A 25,782-nucleotide genomic window follows, 5' to 3' on the forward strand; every position below is an offset into this window, starting at 1 on the left:
AAAGCCCTGCCGCAGGAATGTGGCAGGGCTTTTGCCTATGTACAGTCTTACCGCAGCAGGAAGAACAGTGCGGGATAGACGAGGAAGAAGAAGGCGATGCTCGTGGTGAGAAAGCCGGAGATGGTATAGTCCACGTTGAGACGGTAGAGTTTTGCCGCCGTGACGGAGTTGATCGCCCCGGGAGTAACGGAGAAGACGAGGATCGCACCGAGAAGGACGGGATCACTGACGAATGGATAGGAAATTGCCATCATGAAAGCGGGCAGGATGAGAAAGCGCAGGGCGAAGAGGTCGAGGGTGTACGGTGCGTAGCGGCGCGCACGGTGCAGGTTGACAAGTGCGCCGACGGGCAGCATGCCGAACCACGCGCCGAAGTGGATCAGTCCCTCAAACGCAGTGCCGACTGCGGGCGGGCGTTCGATGCCCGCGGCGTTGAGCGCAAGCCCCGCAGCCATGCCGAGGATGCTGAGCTGGTTCCACGAGAGGAAGATATCGAGGAACCGCATGTGGATCTTGCCGCCGCGTCCGTGATTTTTGTGCTGCAGATAGTAGTACTGCGCCATTGGAAATACGGCGAGCACGAGCATAAGTGTCTGAAAGATGCCCATGATCTGCGCGTAGGCAAAGCCCTGCTCGCCGTAGAGGATGTAGGCGCAGACACCGCCGAGGGTGGTAATGTTGGACATCATCGCATTCGCGAGGTATGCGCCGCGGTCGAGGGGATTATGATATTTACGGATGAAGAATGCCCAGCCGACAAGCCCCGGAACAAGGACGATGAGGATGCCGTAGACCGGGATGAGGGCAAGATCCCACGAGATCGGCAGTGTCCAGCAGCTCATGAGGGCGAGCACGGTGTAGATGATGATGACGTTCAGGCGCAGGATACGGCTGATGAGTGCGTCGGAGATCTTCCCGTACCGATAGAGGAGATAGCCGACGATGAGCGGCGCGAGTAGGTCGGTGAAGAGGTAGATGATGCGGAAATCGGAATTATCCAAGAGAAGCCCTTCTTTCTATCGAAACATGAAAAATGTCACGGGGAATAGTATGGTTAGATACAGTACCGTCGTCACAAGAAAAACGGCAATGGTATAATCGACGTTCAGCTGATAGAGGCGCGCGGTGAGTGTGGCGTTGATCGCTGCGGGAACGCTCGCGAAGATGACGAGGGCGTTCTGCACGATCGGGTCGCTGATGAAGATGCGCGCGGCAAGGAAGGCGGCGAGCGGGACGATGAGGAAACGCAGGAGGATCATGTCGAGCGTCAGGTAGAAGAAGCGGCGCGCACGTCGAAAGTTGATGAGGGAGCCGACGGGCAGCATGCCGAACCATGCTGCGATGTGAATGATGTAGGAGAATACCTCCGAGAGCAGCGGCGGCCGTGTGATGTCCGCGGCATTCAGCAGCAGACCTGCCGCCATGCCGAGGAGGCTGAGTTGATTCCATGAGACGAGCAGGCCAAGGAAGCTGCGTCCCTCGAGACGTGCGCTGCGGCCGTGGTTCTTGTACAGCAGGTAGTAGTACTGCGCCGCCGGAAACGCGAGCAGAACGAGCACGAGGTTCTGACAGGCACCGCCGATCTGCGCGTAGGCAAAGCCGCGCTCCCCATAGAGAATGTAAGCGCAGACACCGCCGAGCGTGCCGATGTTTGAGAGCAGAGCGGAGACGAGGTGCGTGCCGCGGTCGATGGGGCTGTGGAAGCGCTGTCCGAGAAAACGCCAGCTGAGGAAGCCCGGAAAGAGGATGATGAAGGCGAAGAATGCGGGCAGTACGAGAAGGTCACGCGTGAGCGGCAGTGCCCAGAAGCTGAAGAGTGAGAGCAGGGTAAAGAAGACGACGACGTTGATGCGAATGAGGCGGTTGAGCGTCGCATCCGAGAGCAAGTGTCGCTGATAGAGCAGATAGCCGACGATGAGCGGCAGGATCAGATCGGTAAAGAGATAGATGAGCCGCGCGTTGATGTCATCCATATAAATCCCCCAAACATTGCGCAACAGAGATGGTGCGTTCATCCTAGCACAAGTCACGGGCATTGTAAATATTTTGCCCGTGTGCAGAGGAATGGGAAAAGTTCGTAAGATTTTGAGATGGGAGAGAGGAAAAGGCGGAAAGGGCGGCGAATATTTACCCTATGTTGTATAGTGTTTTGTTATGACCCGATGGCTTCGTCGATGGAGCATAAGGGGATTATGGGGATCGCCGAAGGCGTTTCCCAAGGAGGAGGGGACGTTACATGGCAGTGACAGACAAAGGTTTTGGCGCATACGATGTACGCGGTATCTATCCCGATGAGGTGAACGAGGAGCTCGCTTATCGTGTCGGACGCAGTTTCCCCACGCTGTTCGGCGCGAAGAAGGTTGCCGTCGGACATGATATCCGTCTGTCGGGACCTGCGATCCGTGATGCGCTCGCGAAGGGGCTCACGGAGGCGGGCTGTGATGTTGTGGACATCGGACAGTGCGGCACGGAGATGATCTACTTCGCAACGGCGCATTTGAAGCTCGGCGGCGGCATCATGATCACGGCGAGCCACAACCCGAAGCAGTACAACGGCATGAAGTTCGTGCGCGAGGAGTCGCGCCCGATCTCGAGCGATACGGGGCTGAAAGATATTGCGGCAATGGCGGTCGGCGAGACCTATCCCGCGCCTGCGGCAGTGCCCGGCAAGATCGAGAAGGTGGACGTGCTCGACGAATACATCAAGCACATTCTCACCTATGTCGATGTGAGCAAGCTCAAGCACTACAAGATCGTCGTCAACACGGGCAATGGGGCGGCGGGTCCCATCATCAACGCAATGGAGAAATTCCTGCCGTTCGAGCTGGTCAAGGTCTACAATGAGCCGGACGGCAACTTCCCGAACGGCGTGCCGAACCCGATCCTGCAGGAGAACCGCGAGGCGACGGCGAAGGTCGTGCGCGAGACGGGAGCGGACTTTGGCGTGGCGTGGGACGGCGACTTCGACCGTTGCTTCCTCTTTGACGAGAAGGGCGGATTCATTGAGGGGTACTACATGGTCGGTTTCCTCTCGGAGGCGTTCCTCAAGAAGAACAAGGGCGCAAGCGTCATTTACGATCCGCGCCTCGTCTGGAACACGATCGAGATTGCCGAGCAGCTCGGCGGCAAGCCGGTCATGTGCAAGAGCGGCCACGCATTCATCAAGGACAAGATGCGTGAGGTCAATGCCATCTATGGCGGCGAGATGAGTGCACATCACTATTTCCGTGACTTCTCCTACTGCGACAGCGGTCAGATTCCGTGGCTGCTCGTAGCGGAGCTGATGAGTGCGTCGGGCGGCAAGACCCTCTCCGAGCTGATGAAGGCACGCATGGATCGCTATCCGACCTCGGGTGAGATCAACAGCAAGGTCACGGATGCAAAGGCGATCATGGACCGCATCGAAGCGAAGTACGGCGCGAGCGGCAAGGTGACGAAGGTGGACGGCGTGTCCATCGAGTTTGACAACTGGCGGTTCAACCTGCGTATGTCCAATACGGAGCCGGTCATTCGTCTGAATGTCGAGACGCGTCAGGACAAGGCGCTGCTGAAGGAGAAGACGGACGAACTGCTCGCAGAGATTCGTGCCTGATTGCGTACTGGTACAGGAAGGAGTTTTTTGATGAGCCTTGTACTGAAATCCGGATTTACATTCGACTATGACAATCTCTACGGCGAGGGTAAGGTGACGGACGCCGACCTCGCGTTCTATGCGGATGATCTCAAGAAGGCGCATGAGGCGATGAAGGTCATGCGTGAGAAGGGCTTCATCCGCGCGCATCTCTCGAAGGACGGCGAGCCTGAGAAGGTGCTCTTCTCGCAGACACCCTACATAGAGGACGGGCATATCAACTCACCTGCGTCGATTGCACGTCTGAAGGAACTCGGGAAGCACGCGCAGGAGCATACGGATGTCCTTATCTCGCTCGGCATCGGCGGCTCGTTCCTCGGGAACAAGGTGCTCTTTGACGTGCACTGCGGCGAGCTCTGGAACTCGCTCTCGAATGAGCAGCGCAATAACTACCCGCGCATCTACTTCAGCGGCAACAATATCGACCCGCGCCGCACAGGCGACATCATCAATCATCTGAAAGACGTTGCCCAGATCAAGAAAACGCATGGCGGGCAGCCGCTGCGCATCATGCTCCTCGTCATCTCGAAGTCGGGCGGCACGCTCGATACGATGTCGAACTTCATGGTCATGTATGACGAATTCATGAAGGCGGACAATGTCGAGGTCGAGGTGGTTGCGGTCACCGACCCGAACGAGGCGAAGCCGACGCTGCTGAAAAAACTCGCGATGGACAAGGGGTGGAAGCAGTTTGCCGTGCCGGACGGCGTAGGCGGGCGCTTTACGGTGTTCACCGAGGTCGGACTGACGCTTGCCGCGTGCATCGGCTTTGACATCGAGAGCTTCCTTGCGGGCGCACGCGATATGGACAAGGCATGTCAGAATGACGATCTCTGGCAGAACCCTGCAATGCTCAATGCGGCGCTGAAGTTTGCCGCGTCGGAGAAGCACGGGCGTGACATTGAGGTCATGATGCCGTATGGAGACTATCTGAAATCCGTCTCCGAGTGGTACATCCAGCTGCTTGCCGAATCCCTCGGAAAGCAGTTCAACAAGGAGGGCAAGGAGGTCTGCTACGGGCGCACGCCGGTTGTCGCCGTCGGCACGACCGATATGCACGCACAGACACAGCAGCACCAGGAGGGCAAACTCAACAAGGTCGTGCAGTTTATCCGTATCGACAAGTGGAAAAATGACCTCGTGATCCCGAACGTGTTCCCCGAGGTTCAGAAGCTTGCAGATATCGCGGGTGTGACGATGGGCGCTGCGCTCGAAGTGGCGCGTCAGTCGAATGCGGATGCGCTCGCGTCGAACAAGCGCTACAGCGCAGTCTTTGCGCTGCCGGAGCTGACACCGTACCATCTCGGCGAGCTGCTCTACCTGCTCGCGATGTCCGTTGCCTATGAGGGCGAACTCGCGGATGTGGATGCGTTTGATCAGCCGGGCGTGGAGGCGTACAAGCGGATCATGGGACCGAAACTTCAGGCGCTGAAGGGATGAGTTTGCAGAAGGCATCTGCCTTCATGAGGGGAGGGGGCTGCTGCGGCAGTCCCCTTCCTATATTTTGGAGGGAAATTGTGAGAGGAGCATGGAGGGAATATCTGACAGCGCTGTCCGTGCGGCAATGGGCGATCATCGGAGCCGTCCTGCTGTGTGCGCTGGGCAGCGCGTATCTCCTGTGGTCGGATGCGGAAGAATCTGTCGTGATTGTGCAGAACGTGGAAACGGCACCGTCCTCGACGGAGATCGCGGGTCTCTCGGCAGCGGCGAAGCGCACGGCTCTGCGGAATCCATTCTCTTCCAGACACGAGCGGCGCGGCGAGATTCCTCCTGCCGCACCGATGGGAGAGAAAACAGAAAAAGCATCGCCTCCGCCCTTGCCTGTCTCCACGCAAATCCCGTCTGCAGCGCATATTCCGCCGCCTGCACCGTCTTCGCCGCCGCTCACACTCAGCGGCGTGGTGACGGCTGCGGACGGCACGCGCATTGCCATTCTGGCGCAGGGTGAAGAAGGAGCGGCGCTGACCGTGGGGGAGACGTGGAAGGGGCATACACTTCGTTCCGTGGCAGACCGATCCGCGACATTGGATACGGCATCCGGCATGATCACGCTGACAAGGGAGTAGAACGGTATGAAACGATGGATGATGATGGCGGTGCTCGCAGGGAGCCTGTTCCTGCCCGGCTCTGCCGTCGCTGCACCCGTGACGATCGACGTGACGGGCGGCGATGTGCGCGCCGTCCTGCTCGCTGTCGCACGTATGGGCAGCCTTCCGCTCATTGTCGATGACAGCGTGACGGGGACCGTGACTGCGCATCTGACGGGCGAGGGCGAGGAGGTGCTGCGTCTCGTTGCCGCTGCGCGCGGCATTCACATCGAGCGGCACGGCGCGGTCTTTGTTGCGCTCGCTGCGGACACACGCGCGGAGAATCGGCGCGTACATACCTATCACGTACGCTATGGCGACCCCGAGGAACTCGCGCACGCAGCAAATTTATCCCTCACAGGTGAAGGAAAACGGGCAATCGTGTCGAAAAATAACGAAGAGAAAGGGAATGAGGGCTCAGATTCTGATACTCAGAGGCGTGTGCTCGTCGACCGGGCAACGAATACGCTTCTCTTCTACGGGACAGAATCTGAGGCTCTTTCCGTGCGCGAAATTATCTCTGCACTGGATCATGCGCCCAAGCAGGTATCGCTCGAGGCGCGCGTTGTGGCAGTCTCCAAGCAGGCGGCAAAGGAACTCGGCATTGATTGGTCGTGGTCGTCTCTGCCGCAGTACCCGCGTGTGCAGCGAAACTCTGCGGGAGGTTGGCAGGTCAGTGAGCGCAATGCGGGTACGGGCGGGACGAGTGCGCCGGGCATCATCCGCTTCGGCAGGGGATCGGAGGGACTTCCGTACGAGTTCTATTACTCTGCTGCGATTCGGGCGCTCATTACGGACGGCAGAGCGAAGATGCTTGCCCGTCCGAACATTACGACCGTGCAGGGGCACGAGGCACTCATCAACATCGGTGCAGAGGTGCCCGTACCGCGTACGGCGACCTCGAACAATGTCACGACGACCGGCATCGAGTACCGCGAGGCGGGCATTATCCTGCGCTACACGCCGCGCATTACCGAGGACGGCAATATCGTCGCGCGTGTACACACCGAGGTCAGCACGCCCGTCTACGTCGATGAGCTGAAGGCGTACCGCTTTCAGAAGCGGAGCGCGGACACCACCGTGCGCCTCCGAAACGGCGAGACCATGGTGATCGGAGGACTCATCGACAGCGACGAGTCGCGTTCTCTTGCGAAGATTCCATTTCTTGGTGATCTGCCCGTGCTCGGCGCATTCTTCCGCTCCGTGCGGACGAGCAAGACCGAGACCGAACTCATGATTTTTCTCACAGCACATGTGCTGGATGAAGGATAATAAGGAAATCACTGATCAGTGAATGCTCGTCAGTGAGTCCTAAAATTGCAGGATGCAATGGAAAAGAGGAGATGTCAGTGGCAATCAGGATATTACTTGCAGACGATCACGCACTGCTCAGGCAGGGGATCAAGCGCGTGCTGAACTTTGAGGACGATCTCGAGGTGGTCGGTGAGGCGGAGGACGGGCAGGAAGCCCTCGCGCGCACACTCATGCTGAAGCCGGACATCCTCCTTCTCGACATCAATATGCCGGGCCTCACGGGACTCGATGTCACAAAACAGCTCAAACAGGCACGGTCGCGTACGAAGATCATTGCGCTCACGATTCACGACAGCGACAACTATGTTCTCGAACTCCTCAAAAATGGCGCGCTTGGCTACCTGCTGAAGGATGTGGAGCCGAATGTTCTCATCAAGGCGATCCACATGGTCAATGAGGGCAATCCGTTCGTCTATCCGAAGCTCGCGGAACGCCTCTTCGGCAGTACGGCGGTCTACGGCGACGTGAGCCGCATGGCAAAGGAGATATGGGACGAGAGCCGCGGCGAACGCCTCACCCCGCGCGAGATGGATGTACTCGGCTGCATAGCGAAAGGGCTGTCGAATCAGGACATTGGAAAAGCGCTCGGGCTGAGCGAAAAGACGGTCAAGAATCACCTCACCAGCATTTTTCACAAGCTCAAGGTCAATGACCGCACACAGGCGCTTGTCTACGTGCTCAAAAACAAGATTGTTACGTTGGAGTAACGAATGCAAAGCGGCCCGCATGCAATGATGGTGCGGGCCTTTTCTTTTGCCGCAATTCAAAGGCAGACCTTGTGGGTTTCAGTATTGGCAATATTTTTTGCTGCATAATATGACAGTGCGATGATGGATGCACATGCGCTGCCCAAAGGATCGGACTTTTCTGCATTGCCGGAGGCGTGGGGGATATTCATCGGCAGAACGATGAGCCAAGAAATATGAAAAAAACTATCATTTGTAGTTGAGAAAATAACGTGCTATAATCCGGCATGAGGTGAAATATATGCTGGAAGTTTTCCAAGGGCTCATGATACCGTTCATCGGCACGGCGCTTGGTGCGGGCTGTGTGTTCTTTTTGAAGGGGGCGCTGAACCGCAATGTGCAGCGCGGCCTGACGGGCTTTGCCGCAGGTGTGATGGTGGCGGCGTCGATCTGGAGTCTGCTGATCCCGGCGATGGAGGGATCAGCAGACATGGGGCAGTACGCCTTTGTCCCTGCGGTGGTCGGCTTCTGGGCGGGGACACTTTTTCTGCTCGCACTCGACCATATCATTCCACACCTCCATATGAACGCGCAGAAGGCAGAGGGACCACACAGCCGTCTCTCACGGACGACGATGCTCGTGCTCGCGGTAACGCTCCACAACATCCCCGAGGGCATGGCGGTCGGGGCGATCTATGCGGGCTGGCTCAGCGGCAGCGAGAGCATTACGCTCGGCGCGGCGCTCGCACTTTCGCTTGGCATAGCGATTCAGAACTTTCCTGAGGGAGCGATCATCTCCATGCCGCTGCGTGCGGCAGGGATGGGGAAGTGGCGCGCATTCGGCGGCGGCGTGCTCTCGGGTGCCGTCGAGCCGATCGGCGGAGCTCTTACAATTCTCGCAACGGCACTTGTCGTTCCGGTTCTGCCCTACGCACTCTCATTTGCGGCAGGAGCGATGCTCTACGTCGTAGTGGAGGAGCTGATTCCGGAGATGAGCGAGGGGGAGCATTCGGATGTCGGAGTTATCTCATTCGCCGCAGGTTTTTCTCTGATGATGATGCTCGATGTTGCACTCGGATAAAGAAATACAGAAAAAGAGCCGTTGGCATTGCCGCACGGCTCTTTTTCCTGGAAAGGGATGCGCGCAGGTCGGGAAAAACCTGCGGCTTGAGAAATGGGATGTAAGGATTATTTGCCTTACAATGAGGAACGCAGGGAAACGTTCCTATAGAGGGATGATCAACAGGGGAAAATGTCGGGGAGGACGTTTCGTGGTTCCCTGTTGACATCTGTATTGTATCATATTTTTTTTGAAAATTTTGTAACCCAAGTCACACAATATAGAAAAAGATATACTAATAATAAATTTTTGCCGATTTTTTTCGTGCATCCGGGAGAGTGACAGACCTCTGAAAAAATTCTTAATAAAGTCAATGATAATTGACGTTGCTCACAGCTCGCGCATTGCTTTTTCCTGAGAAAAAACGTATAATGATTGAGAAGGAGAATACGCAGGTGTGATTTGCGTATTCGGAGGGGATGCTCCCTTTGTTTGGTGATGAGGAGGAAAATTCATGCGTGATTACTTAAGAATCGCTCAGGTTATCGGCCGTGAGATCATCGACTCGCGCGGCAATCCGACGGTTGAGGCAGAGGTCGTCCTCGAGGACGGCACGATCGGCCGCGGTGCGGCTCCTTCGGGCGCATCGACGGGTGAGTTTGAGGCGTTGGAACTGCGCGACGGCGACAAGTCGAAGTTCGGCGGCAAGGGGGTCTCCAAGGCTGTTGAGAACGTGAACACGAAGATTGCATCTGCGCTCACAGGTATCGAGGCATGCGATATCTACGCAGTTGATCAGGCGATGTTCGATGTGGACGGCACGAAAGACAAGTCCAAACTCGGCGCAAATGCGATTCTCGCGGTTTCGATTGCAGCATCGGATGCGGCGGCAAAGTCCGAGGATATTCCGCTCTATCGTTTCTTCGGCGGTCTGCAGGCAAACGTCCTGCCTGTACCGATGATGAACATCCTCAACGGCGGCGCACACGCATCGAACTCTGTTGACACGCAGGAGTTCATGATTATGCCCGCCGGTGCACCGACGTTCCGCGAGGCACTGCGCTGGTCGACCGAGGTGTTCCACGCCCTTCAGTCGCTCCTCAAGAAGGCAGGAAAGACGACGGCGGTCGGCGATGAGGGCGGCTTTGCGCCTGACCTCGACTCTGATGAGGACACGATTGAGCACATTCTCAAGGCGATTGAGAACGCCGGCTACAAGCCCGGTACGGATTTCGTTCTCGCGATGGATGCGGCGTCGTCCGAGTGGAAGGACCGCGAGAAGGGCAAGGGCTTCTATCATCAGCCGAAGTCCGGCAAGAAGTTCACGTCCGACGAGCTCATCAAGCATTGGGAGTCCCTCGTTGACAAATACCCGATCTACTCGATCGAGGATGGTCTCGATGAGGAGGACTGGGATGGCTGGAAGGCGATGACGAAAGCGCTCGGACACAAGGTTCAGCTTGTCGGCGATGATCTCTTTGTCACGAACACGGAGCGCCTGAAGAAGGGCATCGAACTCGGTGCAGGCAACTCCATCCTCATCAAGCTCAACCAGATCGGCTCCGTCTCCGAGACGCTCGAGGCGATCAAGATGGCGCACAAGGCGGGCTATACGGCGGTCACGTCGCATCGCTCGGGCGAGACCGAAGACACGACGATTGCCGATCTCGCGGTTGCGCTTAATACGGCGCAGATCAAGACGGGCGCACCGTCCCGCTCCGAGCGTGTTGCGAAGTACAACCAGCTTCTCCGCATCGAGGAGCAGCTCGGCGGCAGCGCGGTCTATCCGGGCAAGCGCGCGTTTGGCTTCACGAAGTAAGCATCAATCACATATGGGAGGAATCCACTGCACTGCGGTGGGTTCCTTTTGTATTCTTTGATGAAAAGGAAGTGTCTGCGTATGAAAAAAATCGAAATTCCTAGCGATATGATGAAAATAGCGATCTCGCTGAAATCGTTTGGTATTGATGGGTGTGCATGGCGTGCACGGGATGCACTTGCGGTGATCTCATATTTATCGGAACAGAACGCCGTTATATTGGGCGGTGATGTTTATAAAATAATGGGCAATCAGATCGGGACAGCCTACGCTGGTTGGCATTATGATCCGATCACAACGAAAAGCGCACGGGAGAACATACGAGTGGGTGAAGAAAAAGCCGTTGCGTACATTCGACATTTTTTACAGCGAAATGGCGATGATTTTATTTATGCAATTGTATTTCAAGTGTTCATCAATGATTTTTGTTTGGAAACAGGGTACTGATGATACAAATAATATGAGCAATGAAGTTATATAAGCGCCGCATTTTGTGCATAGAAAAGGGACTGTCGCACGGATAGCTTCGTGCAGCAGTCCCTTGTTTCCGTCAGCCACTCACTTACAATACCTCCACGATTTCCACTGCAGCTTTGCGCTGCGGATGGCGCGGGGAGGGGATGCCCTTTTCGGTCGGGTAGCCGATGGGGAAGATGGCGATGAGGTCGTAGTCTGCCATCTGAGGGAATGTCTCTTTGAGTTTGGGCGCGTCGAAATGCCCGACCCATGTTGAGCGCAGACCCTCGTTGTGAATGGCGAGCATGATGTGAGTCGCGACAATGGCGGCATCCACGTCGGCGAAGCTGCGCCCGTCGTACTGCCGCACCCACGCGTCCTCGTTCTTTCCGCCGACGACAAGAAAGACACCCGCGCCGAAGGTATAGCTCGTCGTCTCCGCGAGCTTTGTCCGTGCTCCAGGGCTCTCGACCGCCCAGATCTTGAACGGCTGCTTGTTGACGGCGGTCGGCGCAAGGCGCGCTGCCTCGAAGATGCGGTCCAAGGCTTCGTGCGGGATATCCCTGTCCGAGAGGGAGCGACAGGAGGAACGCTCGCGAATGAGTTCGTTGAATTCCATAACATTGCCTCCTTTATGCTGATATGCTTATTATATCACACAGCACACAGAAAAATCTTTCAGCATAAAATAAGAAAGGTATGCTATGATAACAAACAAAATAACGGAGGATGAGGCGGATGATGCGAAAGAAATTATGTGCGGTATTTGCCGCACTCACGATAACGGCAGGTATCGTTTTCCCGCCTGCGCGCGCAGAGGCGATTGACGCGTGGGGGCTTGCAGCGCAGGCGCTCGGTGTGCTCGGCGCGTACCACTCGGCACTCGGTGCGGTGCTTGCGCTCGGCAACGATGTCCATGCGCAGGTACAGAGCAAACGACAGGATATTGCCGAGAACGGGCGTGCACACAATGCGAATGATGTCCTTTTGGTGGACAGTATTATGGAGCGGCTCGTGCGGGACGGCGACTACGTGCTCCGCGTGAACTCGCTGCCCTTTACATGGGCGGTGACTGACAGCTCCGTCTTCAATGCCGCCTGTTACCCGACGGACTATGTGAGCATCAACCGAGGGCTTATCCGCGGTCTCGGCGGAAATGTGGACGAGCTTGCCGCCGTGCTCGGGCACGAGATGACGCACGGCATCCGCCAGCACAGCGCGCACAACTACGCGAAGGCGGCAGCGCAGTTCTATGGGCTGAGCTTTCTCAACATGAACTTTGGGCTCATGGATTGGAACAAACTCAATGCGCTCGTAGGTTACTCTGTGGCGAAGAATGTCACGCTCCCCACAGAGTACGAGGCGGACGAGGGGGGCTTCCGCATCATGACGAGCGCGGGGTTCAATCCCGGCGGCGGGGCAGCGGCAATGGCGCGTATGGGATACTATTTGACGTATGTGACGCAGGATCTCGCGGAGTATCAAGACCCCAAAGAGAAGGATCTGCCGCAGGATGATTTCTCTGATCATCCTGCGACGGAGCGGCGTGAGGCAAAGCTTGCGGAATTTATGACGGACTACAGTGCGGGTCATGTGACGGTGCGCGACCGCAAGACGGTCTGCATCGACGGGACACCGCTTCTCACGGTGACATGGACGGCTGAGGACTACGACAACAGCCCTGAGAATGCGTACCTCGTCGCAGGTGCGCTCGCCCGTGCCTTTCATGACTGCGACCGTGCGGAGGACTGGGGGCTTAGCTTGAAGAGGGACGGCGGTGCGACACTCGGCGGCGATCCGCGTGTGAACGAGCTGCTCGTGTATTTTCTCGCGAAGGAGCGGGCAGGGGAGCGTCTCATCACGCTTGTTCGTGATGCCTATGCGGGCGAAGCCGTCAGCGGCGCACGGGAGAAGCTGCGTGCTGCTGAGAAATCACGCGCGGAGGCTCACGCAGCAGAGCGTGCCGCGGTGGAAAATGCCGACGCAAAGGCAATCCGGAAGATGCGCGAGAACAGTGACGCGTACAGTGATTACGGCGACAGTACGCGTGCACTCATGCTGATGGATCGCATCTTTGCTGCGCCAAATGATGAGAGCCGTGCGCAGAGTTTCGTTATCCGTGCGCGGGCCTATGCCGTACAGGGGGATTGGGCAAAAGCTCAGGCGGACGCGGACAGGGGTGTTGCAGACGCTCCGAAGGATGTGCTCACGTGGCTGAACCGCGCGGATGTGCGCCGTATGAGCGGCGACCGCGAGGGTGCACTTGCCGATGCGCTGAAGGCGATCGAAATAGATGCAAAAAATCCTTACGGCTATCTGATCGCCGCAGAGCTATGTGACGAGATGGAAAATGCGGCAGAGGCGCAGGAGTATTATAGGAAACTCTATGCCGTCGAGCCGAAAGCTCTTGAGCGCATCCCCGACGAATATCTCGAAGCCGTGGACAAGCGTGCCTATGCAAAGCGCATGAAGGACAAAGAGCGTGCACGTGAGGTGCGTGAGAAGGAAATACGCGAGAAGCTGCAGGAAAAAAGCCGTCCTGCGGACGGCAATACGGATTGATGAGGGCGCGGTTTTACTGCGCCTTTACTTTTTGCTGTGCTTTCTCCACAGCGTATAGCAGACTGTGCCGAGTGCGATGACAGCGACATCGACGATACTGTAGGTGAATGCATAGCCATAGGAGACGGCAACGACACCGAGGCCTGCGGCGGCGAGGCCGACGCTGATGTCGAGTGACCAGAAATAGGTCGCAGTGGCGACACCTGCACGTGCGGCGGGCGCGCTGCGGACAGCGAGCGTCTGGAGGGCGGGAGTGACCGCACCGAAACCTGCACCGAGGAGCAGCGCTGCCGTGATCAGCCCGCTGAGCCCGTCGATTCTGCCCAGGAGGAACATTCCTGCCGCGAAGAGACAGAGGCCCGGATAGACGGTGTAATCGGGACCCTTTCGGTCAAAGATGCGCCCGATGAAGGGGCGTGTGACGAGGATGGCACCCGCGTAGCACGCGTAGAAGAGGCTTGTCTCAGAGGACAGCCCGAGGCCGCGCGTGTAGAGCGGGATGAAGGTGAGGACACTGCCGTAGGCAAAGAAGAGGATCCCTGCAATGAGGGCGGGCGGGAGTGCCTTGCGCTCGATGAATGTGCTGACGGAGAGCGTTCGTGCAGACCGTTTTTCCGGCAGAATGACTGCATCGGGGAGTTTCTGTCCGCCGCCCGCAGCGATGGAGACGGCGGCGAGGACACTCAGCAGGCAGAACAGTGCGCTCGCGGAGAAATGTTCCATGAGCAGCAGCCCGATCATGGGACCGACCACCATGGCGAGATTCGTCGAGAGGGCAAAGTAGCCGATGCCTTCCCCCTTGCGTGCAGGCGGGAGGATGAGCGCGGCAATCGCCGCCGCCGTCGTGGTCGCAACGGCAAAGATGATGCCGTGCAGAAGGCGCAGCCCATAGAGCACGGAGAGTGCTGAGGCAAAGGCAAATGCTGTCATGACGAGGAAGAATGCCGTCGTGATGGCGAGCATGAGCCGCCGCTTGTTGAGGCTGTCGATCAAAATGCCTGCGCAGGGGCGCGCAGCGACTGTGCCGACCTGGAAGAAGGTCATGGCAAGTCCCGCCTCAACATCTCCGCCCCCATACTCCGTCATAATGACGATCGGCAGCGCTGCAATCATGGCATACTGCGCGATATAGATGAGAAAATTGCCCAGACTCATGCCCAGAAATTCGCGCGTCCAGAGCGGCGTGCTGTGTTTGTCTTTGTCCATGGAACCCCCTTTTCGATCTGTGTGCTGGTGACTCCCAATATACTACGGAGGAAGCGTTGTGTAAAGGCAATCTCGCTTGCTTTTTTTATCGCCTGTGATAGAATGGCAGGAGTCTTTCAGAGCGTGGGGGAGCGCATATGGGAAAGGAGCATTGAGGCATGGACAAAAAACAGATCGGGGAGCGCGAGGCGCACGCGACGCGCGCGTTCTTCTTTATCGGGGGATTTGGCTCAGCATCGTGGGCTCCGCTTGTACCGCTTCTGCGCGCACGGCTCGCCATCGGAGATGATGTTTTGGGACTCCTGCTGCTGTGCATCGGCATCGGCTCACTCGCAACGATGCCGCTCTCGGGCGCACTCGCAGCACGGCTCGGCTGCCGCCGCGTGCTCATGGTGACGGGGATGCTGTTTGCCTGTGCTCTGCTTGCGGTCACGCTTGTGGATTCGCTCTGGATCGCCGTGCCCATCATCCTCGCGTTCGGCGCATTGATGGGCTGCATTGATGTCGTGATCAATATTGCGGCGGTCATTGTGGAGAAGGGAATCGGACGGCGTATCATGAGCGGCATGCATGCGTTCTGGAGCCTCGGCGGATTCGTCGGCGCGGGACTCTACGGCGTGTGGGTCGGCGTACTCGGGCTGACGGCATTTCAGTCCACGGCAATTGCGGCAAGTATCGTGCTCGCACTGACAGTGGGCTTCGGCCGGAATCTCATCCCCTACGGCGGGGGCGGCGGTTCGCTCGTCGCGCTTCCGCGCGGCATTGTCGTCTTTGTCGGGATTACGGCGTTCATCGCGTTCCTCAGCGAGGGGGCGGTGATGGATTGGAGCGGTGTCTATCTCACGGCGGTGCGCGGGATGGATCTCGCACTCGCGGGCGTCGGATTCTCTGTCTTCTCTGCGGCAATGCTCACGATGCGGTTCCTCGGCGACCGCGTCGTCCAGCGCATCGGTCAGCGTCCCGTTGCCGTCGGCGGTGCACTGCTCACCTTCCTTGGAATCCTGCTTGTTATGTTCGCCCCTGTGGACGCACTACTCTATGGAGGCTTCTTTGCGATCGGCATCGGCAGCGCCAACATTGTGCCCGTATTCTTCTCCCTCATGGGACGGCAGAACGTCATGCCCATCGGAACGGCGGTCTCCGCCGTCAGTACAATGGGCTACCTTGGCATCCTTGCGGGACCCGCTGCGATTGGCTTCGTCTCCTCGGCGACGAATTTGCAGACCGCGTTCGGCATGCTCGCCGCACTCAGCATTGCGCAGGCAGCCGTCGGATTCTACGTGTTCAAGAAGATGGTCTGAGGGATTTTATTTTGCACATCAAAAAACGCCATTCCGCAGGGAATGGCGTTTTCTATAGCTTACTGTGCCAGCGCGTTGACCTTCTTCGCAAGACGCGACTTCTTGCGTGCTGCAGCGTTCTTGTGGTAGACGTTGTTTGCAGCTGCCTGATCGATGGACTTGTATGCCGCAACGAGGAGGGTTTTCGCCTCGTCTGCGTTGCCGGCGGCAACAGCGTCGTTGACGCTGCGGATGGCACGGCGGACGCGCGTCTTCTCTGCAACATTGCGTGCACGGCGCTTGGCGTCAGACTTCACACTCAAAATGGATGCCTTGATGTTTGGCAAATCATTCACCCCCTCAACGAAAAATGTACTGCGTCATTCTATCACACGGCTCTCTAAAATGCAAATTTTTTTTCGCGTGTACCGACGAAGCGAAGGCTCGCGGCGTTGAGCAGCAGGATGAGAGCCGATGCTGCGTGCCAGAGTGCGCCAGTGACGGGGGTCAGTACACCTGCCGCCGCCAGCCCCAGAGCGATGAAATTGAGCGTATGTCCGAAGATGGCGTTCTGTTCGATCTTTGTGCGTGTACGCCGTGCCATGCGGATAAGTGCGGGGAGATGACGCAGATCCTCGCCGATGAGGACGGCTTCCGCATCTGCATTGGCAGGGGAGGCGGGGCTTAGGTCGATGCGCATGAGGTCTGGATGTTCCGCATGCAGTGCGGAAGTGGGGGAGCCGACGAGGGCGGTGTGTTTTTCGTAAGGCATTTCGCACTCTTCCATAGAGCGGATATCCGTGATGCCTGCTGCCGCCGAGATGCGTGTCGCCGCGTCCGCATCGGAGCCCGTGCACAGGACAGGATGCAGCCCCATGTGGCGCAGGGACGCAGCAATGTGCGGGAAATCTGCGCCCAGACTGTTCGTGCGGCTTAGAGCATCCACGTCGAATACGATGGTCTCCGTCCGCCCGAGTGCCTCGAGGGCGCTGTCCGCACGGACGAGCATGCCGCGGCGCGCAAGGCTGGATCGTGCGCTCGTATCGACTGCTGCACCGGTGAAGACGAAGACGCAGGGACAGAACGCGATGAGTGCTGTGATCACGCGCATAGAATCGTCCAAATACCAGCAGACGAGTGCCGCAAGAGAGAGAAAAAGTGTATAAATCGGGATCAGGCGTACCCTGCCTGCCTGCCATATCTGTGCCATAAGAGCCCCTCCAATGAAAAATGAACTTGTTTCAGTTTTGAACATATAGTACAATAAACGCAGAAAAACCGTAAGAAACAATTCGATGGAAATGTCTGTTATCGGACAAAATAAACAATATGTTCATATAGGAAAGGAAACTGTATGGAGCGACGCCGCAAAAAGACACGACAGGCAATTCTTGCCGCATTTCAGGAGCTGCTCGCGCAGAAACGATATGAAAATATCATTGTCCAGGACATTATTGAAGCCGCGGATGTCGGGCGCAGCACATTTTACGCGCATTTCGAAACAAAGGATATGCTCCTGCGCGCAATGTGCGAGGATATGTTTGCGCATGTACTCGAAAACGTTGCGGATGAGGGAAGCCATGACTTTTCGTACGACCGCGACAATCCCGCAGTAATTATTTCACATATGCTCTATCATATGCAGGATCAGCAGAAGAACATTCGAAGCCTCCTGACCTGTGAGAGTCGGGATATATTTCTCCGCTATTTTCGCGAGAAGCTGAGCGAGACTCTGACCGCGCGCGGGCATGCACTGCTGCGCGGACATGTGCTTCCCGATGATTTCCTCATCAATCACATCACGGGCAGCTTTATGCTGATGGTGGAGTGGTGGATGCAGGGCGGCTGCGTTCGTACTCCCGAGGAGATGGCGGAGATGTATGCAGCGCTCATCGCGCCGATCTTTTGCGTGGGCGGCGGCAGCCTTTAAAAGGAATGTTGCACACCCTTCAGAATAATTTTTCTTTATATTGCTTCTTGATTTGGACAAAAACATAGAGTACAATAATGATACGATAAATATAAAAAATGGAAAGTACAAAGGTCCTTCCTCATTTTTTGATAAATTTGAAAAAAGCCTGAAAATACAGCGAAAACATGCAGGAAATTCGGCTCGTTTATCGAATTAGGTATGTATCATGAAGCGACTAAAAGAGGAAGAACACGACAAAATGAGTGCCATCTCATTGAAACAGGCAGGAATACGGCGACGCGGATGGGTGTACGGCGAGCCCGACCGATTTGCCGTTGCATATATGTTGGGGATACCACCCGGTATCCGTGAGGGGAGAAATACCTATGAGAAAAACAGAGTGCTTGGCAATGATTCTGGCAGGCGGACAAGGAAGCCGCCTCGGTGCGCTCACGAAGCGCGTCGCAAAGCCGGCGGTTCCGTTTGGGGGGAAATACCGCATCATTGACTTTCCCCTGAGCAACTGCGTCAACTCCGGCATCGAAAAGGTCGGTGTTCTGACGCAGTATCGTCCGCTCGAGCTGAACCAGTATCTCGGTTCGGGCAGCGCGTGGGATCTCGACAAGCGCGACGGCGGACTCTTTGTCCTGCCGCCCTACGCACGGGAGAAGGGCGCAGAGTGGTATCGCGGAACGGCAGATGCGATCTACCAGAACCTGAACTTCATCGACATGACGGATCCGGACTATGTGCTCATCCTCTCGGGTGACCACATCTATACGATGGACTATGCGTGGATGCTTGAGTCACATAAGAAGAACAAGGCGCAGGCGACGATCGGCGTGTTCGAGGTGCCGTGGGACGAGGCGCCGCGCTTCGGCATCATGAATACGGACGAGAGCGGCCGCATTGTCGAGTTTGAGGAAAAGCCGGCGAAGCCGAAGAGCAATCTCGCTTCCATGGGCATCTATATTTTCAATCGGGACTATCTCGCGGAGTATCTCACGGCAGATGCGAAGAGCGAGACCTCGAGCCATGACTTCGGCAAGGACATTATTCCAAAGATGCTCGCGGACGAGGGGCGCCTCTACTCTTACGCATTCAACGGCTACTGGAAGGATGTCGGTACGATCGAGAGCCTCTGGCAGGCGAATATGGATCTCCTGCAGGATGAGCCGCCGTTCGAGCTCTCGGGCAAATGGAGGATCTATTCGTTCAATCCGTCCATGCCGCCGCAGTTTGTCGGCAAGGATGCGAAGATTACGCGCTCGATGATCAGCGAGGGGACCATGATCCTCGGTACGGTCGAGAACTCTGTGATCTTCCCGGGTGTGCGCGTCGGCAAGGGTGCTGTTGTGCGCAACTCTGTTCTGCTTCCGTCTGCGGTGGTTGCGGACGGTGCCGCAGTGGACTATGCGATTCTCGCGCAGCATGCCGTCATCGAGGCGGGCGCGCAGGTCATCGGCGAGGAATCGCAGATCACGGTCATTCCAGAGGGGGAGACGGTGACGGCTGCCGAGAGTGAGCAGCGCGTCGGCTGATCCGCACACAGAGAATGGAGTGAACATAACATGAATAGCGTAATGGGGCTCATCAACCTGCAGGAGGACGGAAGTCTCATCCGTGAACTTGCTGACCGACGTGCTGTTGAATCCATTCCCTTCGCCGGACGTTACCGACTGATTGATTTTGCCCTTTCGAGCATGGTCAACTCCGGGGTTCACCAGGTGGGTGTCATGCTCCCCGATGAACCGCGCTCGGTACTCGACCATCTGCGCTCGGGCAAGGACTGGGATCTGGCGCGCCGCCACGACGGACTCTTCTATCTGCCGGCCGCGCACGACGATGCGCAGCGCCGTAAGGGCGACCTCAAGAATTTCTACCACAATCTGGACTTTATTGAGCATGCCTCTGCGCGCTACATCCTGCTGGCAAACGGCAGCTTTGTCTACAATGTGGATTTCGGCAAGGTGCTGCGCTTTCATCAAAACACGGATGCGGACATCACCATGGTTTCGCACACCACGATCGACGAGAATACGGGCAACAACATCGTGCTCGATACGGCAGAGACGGGGCTCGTCCTCGATATCGCGGAGAAACCTGTTGCCTATCAGGGCATGAAGGTCTCCATGGGGATCTATCTCATGGATAAGCGCGCATTCGTTGAGACTGTCCGCTATGCCTACGAGCGCGGCGGGCAGGACTTCGTACTCGACGGCATCATCCGACGTGCGGCGGACTATACCATGTTCGCCTACGAGCACGACGGCTATATGGCACATGTGGACTCCATGTCAACCTACTATCGGGCGAACATGGAGATCCTCGATCCCGAGGTCTGGCAGAGTCTCTTCATGGGTGAGCGTCCCATCTACACGAAGATCAAGGACGGCGTGCCCGTGCAGTACAAGGAGACTGCAAAGGTCACGAATTCTCTCATTGCGAACGGCTGCATCGTGCGCGGTGCGGTGGAGAACAGCATCCTCTTCCGCGGAGTAAAGGTGGGCAAGGATGTGAAGATCCGCAATTCGATCATCATGCAGAAATGTGATATTCAAGACGGCGCGCTTGTCGAAAATGTCATTTGCGACAAGAATGTCGTGATCACGGCGGAGAAGTGGCTGAAGGGAGCCGCCGAGTACCCGCTTGTGATCAAGAAGAACATCACCATCTAAAGTTTGTTTGTTTTGCCGTTAGCGGTTCTCTCCCGCTCCGAAAATCGGAGCGGGAGAGACTATAACGGCTTCTTGTTTCTGATACTTCTTATGGGGGTTCCTGCCGCAGGCAGGGAAAGAATGTCGGGGAAAGCAAGAGAATAGGAAAAGGAGTGGACGATTTGGCACAGAAGGATCAGGTCAATAAGCCGACAGGGAAAACCCTTGACACGATGAAGAAAATCTTGAAGAGCCGCTTTATCACGACCGCACATGTTATGTTTGGCCGCGAAGTAGAGGAACTGACGGAGATCGAAATCTACAAGACGATCGCGGCGACCGCCAAGCAGTCCATCTCGGATAATTGGATCAAGACGAACAAGCAGTACGGGGAGCGCAAGGAGAAGCAGATCTACTACTTCTCCATCGAGTTCCTGCTCGGCCGCCTGCTGAAATCCAACCTCATCAACCTCGGCATCGAGGAGGCACTCAGGGAGGTTCTGAGTGACTTCAAGCTGAACCTCTCGGATGCCTACGAAGCAGAGCCGGACGCGGGGCTCGGCAACGGCGGTCTCGGTCGTCTTGCGGCGTGCTTCATCGACTCGCTCGCGGCACACAGCCTTCCGGGGCATGGCTGTACAATTCGCTATCAGTACGGGCTCTTCGAGCAGAAGATCGTCGGCGGCAACCAGGTCGAGATTCCGGACAACTGGCTGCGTGACGGCTTTGCGTGGGAGTACCGCAAGCCGGATAAGTCCGTGGATGTGAAGTTCGGCGGCAATGCCTATATGCGTGATGTGGGGAATGGAAAGCTTGAACTTGTCCACGAGGATCCGATGATCGTTATGGCAGTCCCATACGATATGCCGATCGTCGGCTACCACAATACGACGGTCAACACCCTGCGCATGTGGAACGCGGAGGTCAACCGCGATTTCTCGGATTACGGCATGCTGACACAGGAGCAGATCCAACAGCGGAACGATTACCGCAGCTTTGTCGAGTCCATCACGCGCTATCTTTATCCGGATGACAGTACATTCGAGGGGCGCCGCATGCGCCTTATTCAGGAGTACTTCTTCGTCTCGGCAGGGGTGCAGAGCATTGTCCGTCACTACAAGAAGACGGGCATGAGCATCTATGACCTCGGCAAGAAGATCGGCATCCACATCAACGACACCCACCCTGCACTCTGCGTCGCAGAGCTCATGCGCATCCTCGTCGATGACGAGGCGCTGACGTGGGAGGATGCGTGGGCGATTACGCGTGACACGATCGCGTACACAAATCACACGATCATGCCCGAGGCGCTCGAGACGTGGGGGATTGACATGTTCCGGCCGCTCCTGCCGCGCATATACATGATCATTGACGAGATCAACCGCCGCCACCTCGAGGAGGTGCGCCGCCGCTATCCAAACAATGAGGACAAGGTGCGCGCTCTCTCCATCATTCAGGACGGCGTGATCCATATGGCGCGCCTCTCCATTGTCGGCGGCCACAGTGTCAACGGTGTGGCGAAGATCCACACGGGCATCCTGAAGTCGACAACGCTCAAAGATTTCTATGACTACACGCCGCGCAAGTTCAACAACAAGACCAACGGCATTACACATCGCCGCTGGCTGATGGGGGCGAACCCCGAGCTTGCGGCACTGATTGACGAGATGCTGGGCAGCCGCAAGTGGCATCGCCATCCGGAGCAGATGGACGGACTGTATGCGCGCGTTGAGGACAAGAACTTCCTCGAACAGCTGATGAAGATCAAACACCTGCGCCGCGAGGGCCTTGCCCGTTACATCGAGCAGCACAACGGGGTAAAGATCGATCCGGATTCGATGTTCGACATTCAGGTCAAGCGCATTCACTCGTACAAGCGCCAGCTGATGAACATTCTGCACATCATGTACCGCTACCATCGTGCGCAGAGTGAGCCGTCCTTCCTCACGCAGCCGGTGACCTACTTCTTCGGCGGCAAGGCAGCACCGGGCTACTATATCGCGAAGGAGACAATCCGTCTCATCAACGTGGTCGCGGACCGCATCAACAAAGATCCGCGTGTGAACAAGTTCATGAAGGTCATCTTCATCGAGAATTTCGGCGTCTCCATCGGCGAGCTTGTCTATCCTGCGGCGGATGTCAGCGAGCAGATCTCGACGGCATCGAAGGAAGCTTCGGGCACGGGCAACATGAAGTTCATGATGAACGGTGCAATCACGCTCGGCACCCTTGACGGTGCCAACGTCGAGATCCGCGATGCGGTCGGGAGCGAGCACTGCGTCATCTTCGGCCTCAAGGCCGAGGAGGTTATGAACTACTACGCGACGGGCGCGTACTCTGCGTGGGATGAATATAACACGAATGAGAAGGTGCGCACGGTGATGAATCAGCTCGTCGACGGCACCTATGGGGATTTCCGTTCGCTGTATGACTATCTCCTGCATGCGAACGATGAATTCTTTATCCTAAAGGATTTCAATGCGTACGACAACGCACGCATCGAGGTCATGCGGAGGTTCAAAGACAAGGAGGGCTGGGCACACACGGCGGCAATGAATGTCGCACACTCCGGCGGATTCTCGTCTGATCGTACAATTGACGAGTATGCACGGGACATCTGGAACATCCGCCCCGTCATCATCTCGTAGAGATGCGGGGGCGTGCGCATAGGAAACACACGTCCTTAGGAAAATACAGGAGGGGATCGTATGAAAACATCGACACTCAGTGAGTTTGATCTGTACCTCTTTCATCAGGGCACGAACTACCATGCCCAGGAAATGCTCGGAGCGCATTTTGTGGAGCAGGATGGAAAAAAGGGCGTCCGATTTACGGTGTGGGCGCCGAATGCAAAAGCGGTCAGCGTTGTGGGAGAGTTCAACGATTGGAACGTATTCATCCATCCGATGAGCCGCATTGATGATGGAGAGATCTGGGAGGTCTTTGTCGAGGGACTCGGCGAGGGCGAGATCTACAAGTACGCGATCGAGCCGCAATGGGGCGGTCCCCGTATTATGAAGGCAGACCCGTACGGGTTCTATGCTGAGAAGAAGCCTCTGACGGCATCGCGTACCTACGATATGAACCACTACGTGTGGGGCGATGCCGCATGGCAGAAGCGCAAAGAGGAGGAGTCCTCCTACGAGCGCCCCATGCTCACATATGAGGTACACGCAGGGTCGTGGCGCCGTACGCTCGAGGGGGAGTACCTCTCTTATCGGGAGCTTGCGGACCAGCTGATCAGCTATGTAAAGGACATGAACTACACCCACATCGAGTTCATGCCTCTGTGTGAGCACCCCTATGACGGCTCGTGGGGCTATCAGGCGACAGGCTACTTCGCGGTAACAAGCCGTTACGGCACACCCGACGATTTCCGTTATCTTGTGGATACCGCCCACCAGAACGGCATCGGCATCATCATGGACTGGGTGCCGGGGCACTTCTGCAAGGACGAGCAGGGGCTTCGTCATTTCGACGGAAAGAACCTCTACGAGTCCGACAACGAAACGCGCGCGGAGAACTGGGAGTGGGGCACCACAAACTTTGACTACGGGCGCACGGAGGTCCAGAGCTTCCTCATCTCGAACGCGCTGTTCTGGTTCGAGGAGTTCCACATCGACGGCCTGCGCATCGACGCGGTCGCCAATATGCTCTACCTCAATTACGGGCGCAAGGACGGCGAGTGGCAGCCGAACAAATACGGCGACACGGGCAACCTCGAAGCGATGGATTTCCTGAAGAAGCTCAACGAGACGATCTTCAAGTATCACCCGCACGCACTGATGATCGCAGAGGAGTCGACCTCGTGGCCGCTCATCTCAAAGCCCGTCTATATGGGCGGCATGGGGTTCAACTACAAGTGGAACATGGGCTGGATGAACGACATGCTTTCCTATGTGAGCCTTGACCCGATCTACCGCAAGTGGAATCAGGACAAGATCACGTTCTCCCTCATGTATGCGTTTTCCGAGAACTTTGTGCTCCCGCTGTCGCACGACGAGGTGGTGCATGGCAAGTGCTCCCTCATCAGCAAGATGCCGGGCGACTACTGGCAGAAATTTGCGGGGCTGCGCGGATTCTTCGGCTACTGGATGGCGCATCCGGGCAAGAAGCTGCTTTTCATGGGCGGTGAGTTCGGACATTTCATTGAGTGGAACTTTGACGACAGCATGGACTGGCACCTTGTCGAGCAGTACCCGATGCACACGAAGATGCTCGCGTACTCGAAGGCGCTCAACAAGTTCTACGTCGACAACAAGGCGCTCTGGCAGGTCGACTTTGACTGGAACGGCTTCCAGTGGATCGACTGCAACGACAGCGAGAACAGCATCATTGCGCTCGTCCGCCGCGCTGAGGATCGGAGTGACTTCATTATCTGCGTGCACAACTTCACGCCTGAGGTGCGTCACGGCTACCGCATCGGCGTGCCGACGAAGGGGACCTATGTCGAGGTGTTTAATTCCGACGAGGAGGCATACGGCGGCAGCGGTGTGCTGAACACAGGTGATATCGTGAGCGAGGACTATGCGTTCCACGGACGCGAGCAGTCCATCGTCATCACGGTGCCGCCGCTCGCCTCGACGTTCTACCGCCTGAAGCGGCAGAGCGGCGCGGGTACCCCCGTCAGTGAGGTCTCCGAGCCGGTTGATGCCGTTGCAAAAAAAAAATCAGTAACGTCTAAGTCGACCGCCGCCGCTGCAAAGAAGCAGGAAGCAGCGACCGAGACTCCGAAGAAGGCTGCACCAAAGAAGCGCACGACAGAGGCAAAACCAGCCGCGAAGAAGACGAGGCGGACAAGCACCGCGAAAAAGGCGGATACGGCGTCCGCAAAGACGGCGGCCCCCAAGAAAACTGCAGCAAAGAGCACGGCCGAGAAACCGGCAGCGAAGGCGAAGACCTCGAGAACGTCTGCGAAATCCACGGCAAAAGCATCCGCGTCCGTGACTTCAAAGGCAGCAAAGCCAACTGCTGCAGCGACTGATGCGAAGGCGGCGAAGTCCGCCGCGATGACGGCGACGAAGAAGAAGCCCGCCCGCAAGAGCACTGCGGATGCGGAGGAACAACCAAAGAAAACGCGTGCGGCAAAGTCATAGGCTGCCCGCGCGCATT

Annotated in this window: 21 protein-coding genes; 15 read left to right on the forward strand and 6 right to left on the reverse strand. The window is 57.0% G+C overall.

Features of this window, described 5'->3' with window-relative positions:
* Nucleotides 1-47: 47 nt before the first annotated feature.
* Both BCS37_RS02515 and BCS37_RS02520 read right to left on the reverse strand, forming a co-directional pair.
* On the reverse strand, nt 48-1,001 hold the full coding sequence (locus BCS37_RS02515) for an AEC family transporter (RefSeq protein ID WP_069180006.1): 954 nt from the start codon (nt 999-1,001) through the stop codon (nt 48-50).
* A gap of 15 nt (nt 1,002-1,016) precedes the next feature.
* Nucleotides 1,017-1,973: an AEC family transporter gene (locus BCS37_RS02520; protein WP_069180007.1), complete on the reverse strand. Its 957-nt coding sequence runs from the start codon at nt 1,971-1,973 to the stop codon at nt 1,017-1,019.
* Between the two features lie 263 nt (nt 1,974-2,236).
* Between BCS37_RS02520 and BCS37_RS02525 the strand changes: the two genes are divergently transcribed.
* From BCS37_RS02525 to imm40, 8 genes are all read left to right on the forward strand, one after another.
* Complete coding sequence (locus tag BCS37_RS02525; protein WP_069180008.1) at nt 2,237-3,592, forward strand: phosphomannomutase/phosphoglucomutase; 1,356 nt, start codon at nt 2,237-2,239, stop codon at nt 3,590-3,592.
* A gap of 30 nt (nt 3,593-3,622) precedes the next feature.
* Nucleotides 3,623-5,071 carry a glucose-6-phosphate isomerase gene (locus tag BCS37_RS02530; protein WP_069181526.1) on the forward strand — a complete coding sequence of 483 codons (1,449 nt, stop codon included), beginning with the start codon at nt 3,623-3,625 and terminating at the stop codon, nt 5,069-5,071.
* A gap of 77 nt (nt 5,072-5,148) precedes the next feature.
* On the forward strand, nt 5,149-5,697 hold the full coding sequence (locus BCS37_RS02535; protein ID WP_069180009.1) for a hypothetical protein: 549 nt from the start codon (nt 5,149-5,151) through the stop codon (nt 5,695-5,697).
* Nucleotides 5,698-5,703: 6 nt separating this feature from the next.
* Nucleotides 5,704-6,990 carry a secretin N-terminal domain-containing protein gene (locus tag BCS37_RS02540; RefSeq protein WP_069180010.1) on the forward strand — a complete coding sequence of 429 codons (1,287 nt, stop codon included), beginning with the start codon at nt 5,704-5,706 and terminating at the stop codon, nt 6,988-6,990.
* A 77-nt stretch (nt 6,991-7,067) separates the two neighbouring features.
* Nucleotides 7,068-7,739, forward strand: coding sequence for a response regulator (locus tag BCS37_RS02545; protein ID WP_009656547.1), 672 nt, complete (start codon nt 7,068-7,070; stop codon nt 7,737-7,739).
* A gap of 280 nt (nt 7,740-8,019) precedes the next feature.
* Nucleotides 8,020-8,799: a ZIP family metal transporter gene (locus tag BCS37_RS02550; protein WP_069180011.1), complete on the forward strand. Its 780-nt coding sequence runs from the start codon at nt 8,020-8,022 to the stop codon at nt 8,797-8,799.
* A gap of 493 nt (nt 8,800-9,292) precedes the next feature.
* The gene (eno, locus tag BCS37_RS02555) at nt 9,293-10,597 is read left to right on the forward strand and encodes a phosphopyruvate hydratase (RefSeq protein WP_069180012.1); all 1,305 of its coding nucleotides are present in this window, start codon (nt 9,293-9,295) and stop codon (nt 10,595-10,597) included.
* 81 nt (nt 10,598-10,678) lie between these two features.
* Complete coding sequence (gene imm40 / locus BCS37_RS02560) at nt 10,679-11,044, forward strand: Imm40 family immunity protein (RefSeq protein ID WP_069180013.1); 366 nt, start codon at nt 10,679-10,681, stop codon at nt 11,042-11,044.
* 115 nt (nt 11,045-11,159) lie between these two features.
* Here the strand turns inward: imm40 and BCS37_RS02565 are convergent, their stop codons facing one another.
* Nucleotides 11,160-11,672 (reverse strand): nitroreductase family protein, encoded by a 513-nt coding sequence (locus BCS37_RS02565; RefSeq protein ID WP_069180014.1) that lies wholly within the window; start codon nt 11,670-11,672, stop codon nt 11,160-11,162.
* 122 nt (nt 11,673-11,794) lie between these two features.
* On the opposite strand from BCS37_RS02565, the gene BCS37_RS02570 reads away from it, so the two are divergent.
* Nucleotides 11,795-13,615, forward strand: a complete 1,821-nt coding sequence (locus tag BCS37_RS02570) for a M48 family metallopeptidase (protein ID WP_069181527.1) — start codon at nt 11,795-11,797, stop codon at nt 13,613-13,615.
* Nucleotides 13,616-13,639: 24 nt separating this feature from the next.
* Here BCS37_RS02570 and BCS37_RS02575 read toward each other — a convergent pair whose 3' ends face one another.
* Nucleotides 13,640-14,821, reverse strand: a complete 1,182-nt coding sequence (locus BCS37_RS02575; protein WP_069180015.1) for an MFS transporter — start codon at nt 14,819-14,821, stop codon at nt 13,640-13,642.
* Between the two features lie 158 nt (nt 14,822-14,979).
* On the opposite strand from BCS37_RS02575, the gene BCS37_RS02580 reads away from it, so the two are divergent.
* On the forward strand, nt 14,980-16,122 hold the full coding sequence (locus tag BCS37_RS02580; RefSeq protein ID WP_069180016.1) for an MFS transporter: 1,143 nt from the start codon (nt 14,980-14,982) through the stop codon (nt 16,120-16,122).
* A 59-nt stretch (nt 16,123-16,181) separates the two neighbouring features.
* Here the strand turns inward: BCS37_RS02580 and rpsT are convergent, their stop codons facing one another.
* Both rpsT and BCS37_RS02590 read right to left on the reverse strand, forming a co-directional pair.
* Complete coding sequence (rpsT, locus tag BCS37_RS02585) at nt 16,182-16,448, reverse strand: 30S ribosomal protein S20 (RefSeq protein WP_006693343.1); 267 nt, start codon at nt 16,446-16,448, stop codon at nt 16,182-16,184.
* 53 nt (nt 16,449-16,501) lie between these two features.
* Nucleotides 16,502-17,311: a hypothetical protein gene (locus tag BCS37_RS02590; RefSeq protein ID WP_069180017.1), complete on the reverse strand. Its 810-nt coding sequence runs from the start codon at nt 17,309-17,311 to the stop codon at nt 16,502-16,504.
* Between the two features lie 144 nt (nt 17,312-17,455).
* Between BCS37_RS02590 and BCS37_RS02595 the strand changes: the two genes are divergently transcribed.
* From BCS37_RS02595 to glgB, 5 genes are all read left to right on the forward strand, one after another.
* The gene (locus BCS37_RS02595) at nt 17,456-18,031 is read left to right on the forward strand and encodes a TetR/AcrR family transcriptional regulator (RefSeq protein WP_069180018.1); all 576 of its coding nucleotides are present in this window, start codon (nt 17,456-17,458) and stop codon (nt 18,029-18,031) included.
* Between the two features lie 368 nt (nt 18,032-18,399).
* Complete coding sequence (locus BCS37_RS02600) at nt 18,400-19,554, forward strand: glucose-1-phosphate adenylyltransferase (RefSeq protein WP_069180019.1); 1,155 nt, start codon at nt 18,400-18,402, stop codon at nt 19,552-19,554.
* A 30-nt stretch (nt 19,555-19,584) separates the two neighbouring features.
* Nucleotides 19,585-20,691 (forward strand): glucose-1-phosphate adenylyltransferase subunit GlgD, encoded by a 1,107-nt coding sequence (gene glgD, locus BCS37_RS02605; protein ID WP_069180020.1) that lies wholly within the window; start codon nt 19,585-19,587, stop codon nt 20,689-20,691.
* A gap of 161 nt (nt 20,692-20,852) precedes the next feature.
* The gene (locus tag BCS37_RS02610) at nt 20,853-23,318 is read left to right on the forward strand and encodes a glycogen/starch/alpha-glucan phosphorylase (protein ID WP_069180021.1); all 2,466 of its coding nucleotides are present in this window, start codon (nt 20,853-20,855) and stop codon (nt 23,316-23,318) included.
* A 60-nt stretch (nt 23,319-23,378) separates the two neighbouring features.
* Nucleotides 23,379-25,766: a 1,4-alpha-glucan branching protein GlgB gene (glgB, locus tag BCS37_RS02615; RefSeq protein WP_069180022.1), complete on the forward strand. Its 2,388-nt coding sequence runs from the start codon at nt 23,379-23,381 to the stop codon at nt 25,764-25,766.
* Nucleotides 25,767-25,782: the final 16 nt, after the last annotated feature.

Source organism: Selenomonas sp. oral taxon 920 (assembly GCF_001717585.1).
In the GTDB taxonomy this organism is placed as follows: domain Bacteria; phylum Bacillota; class Negativicutes; order Selenomonadales; family Selenomonadaceae; genus Centipeda.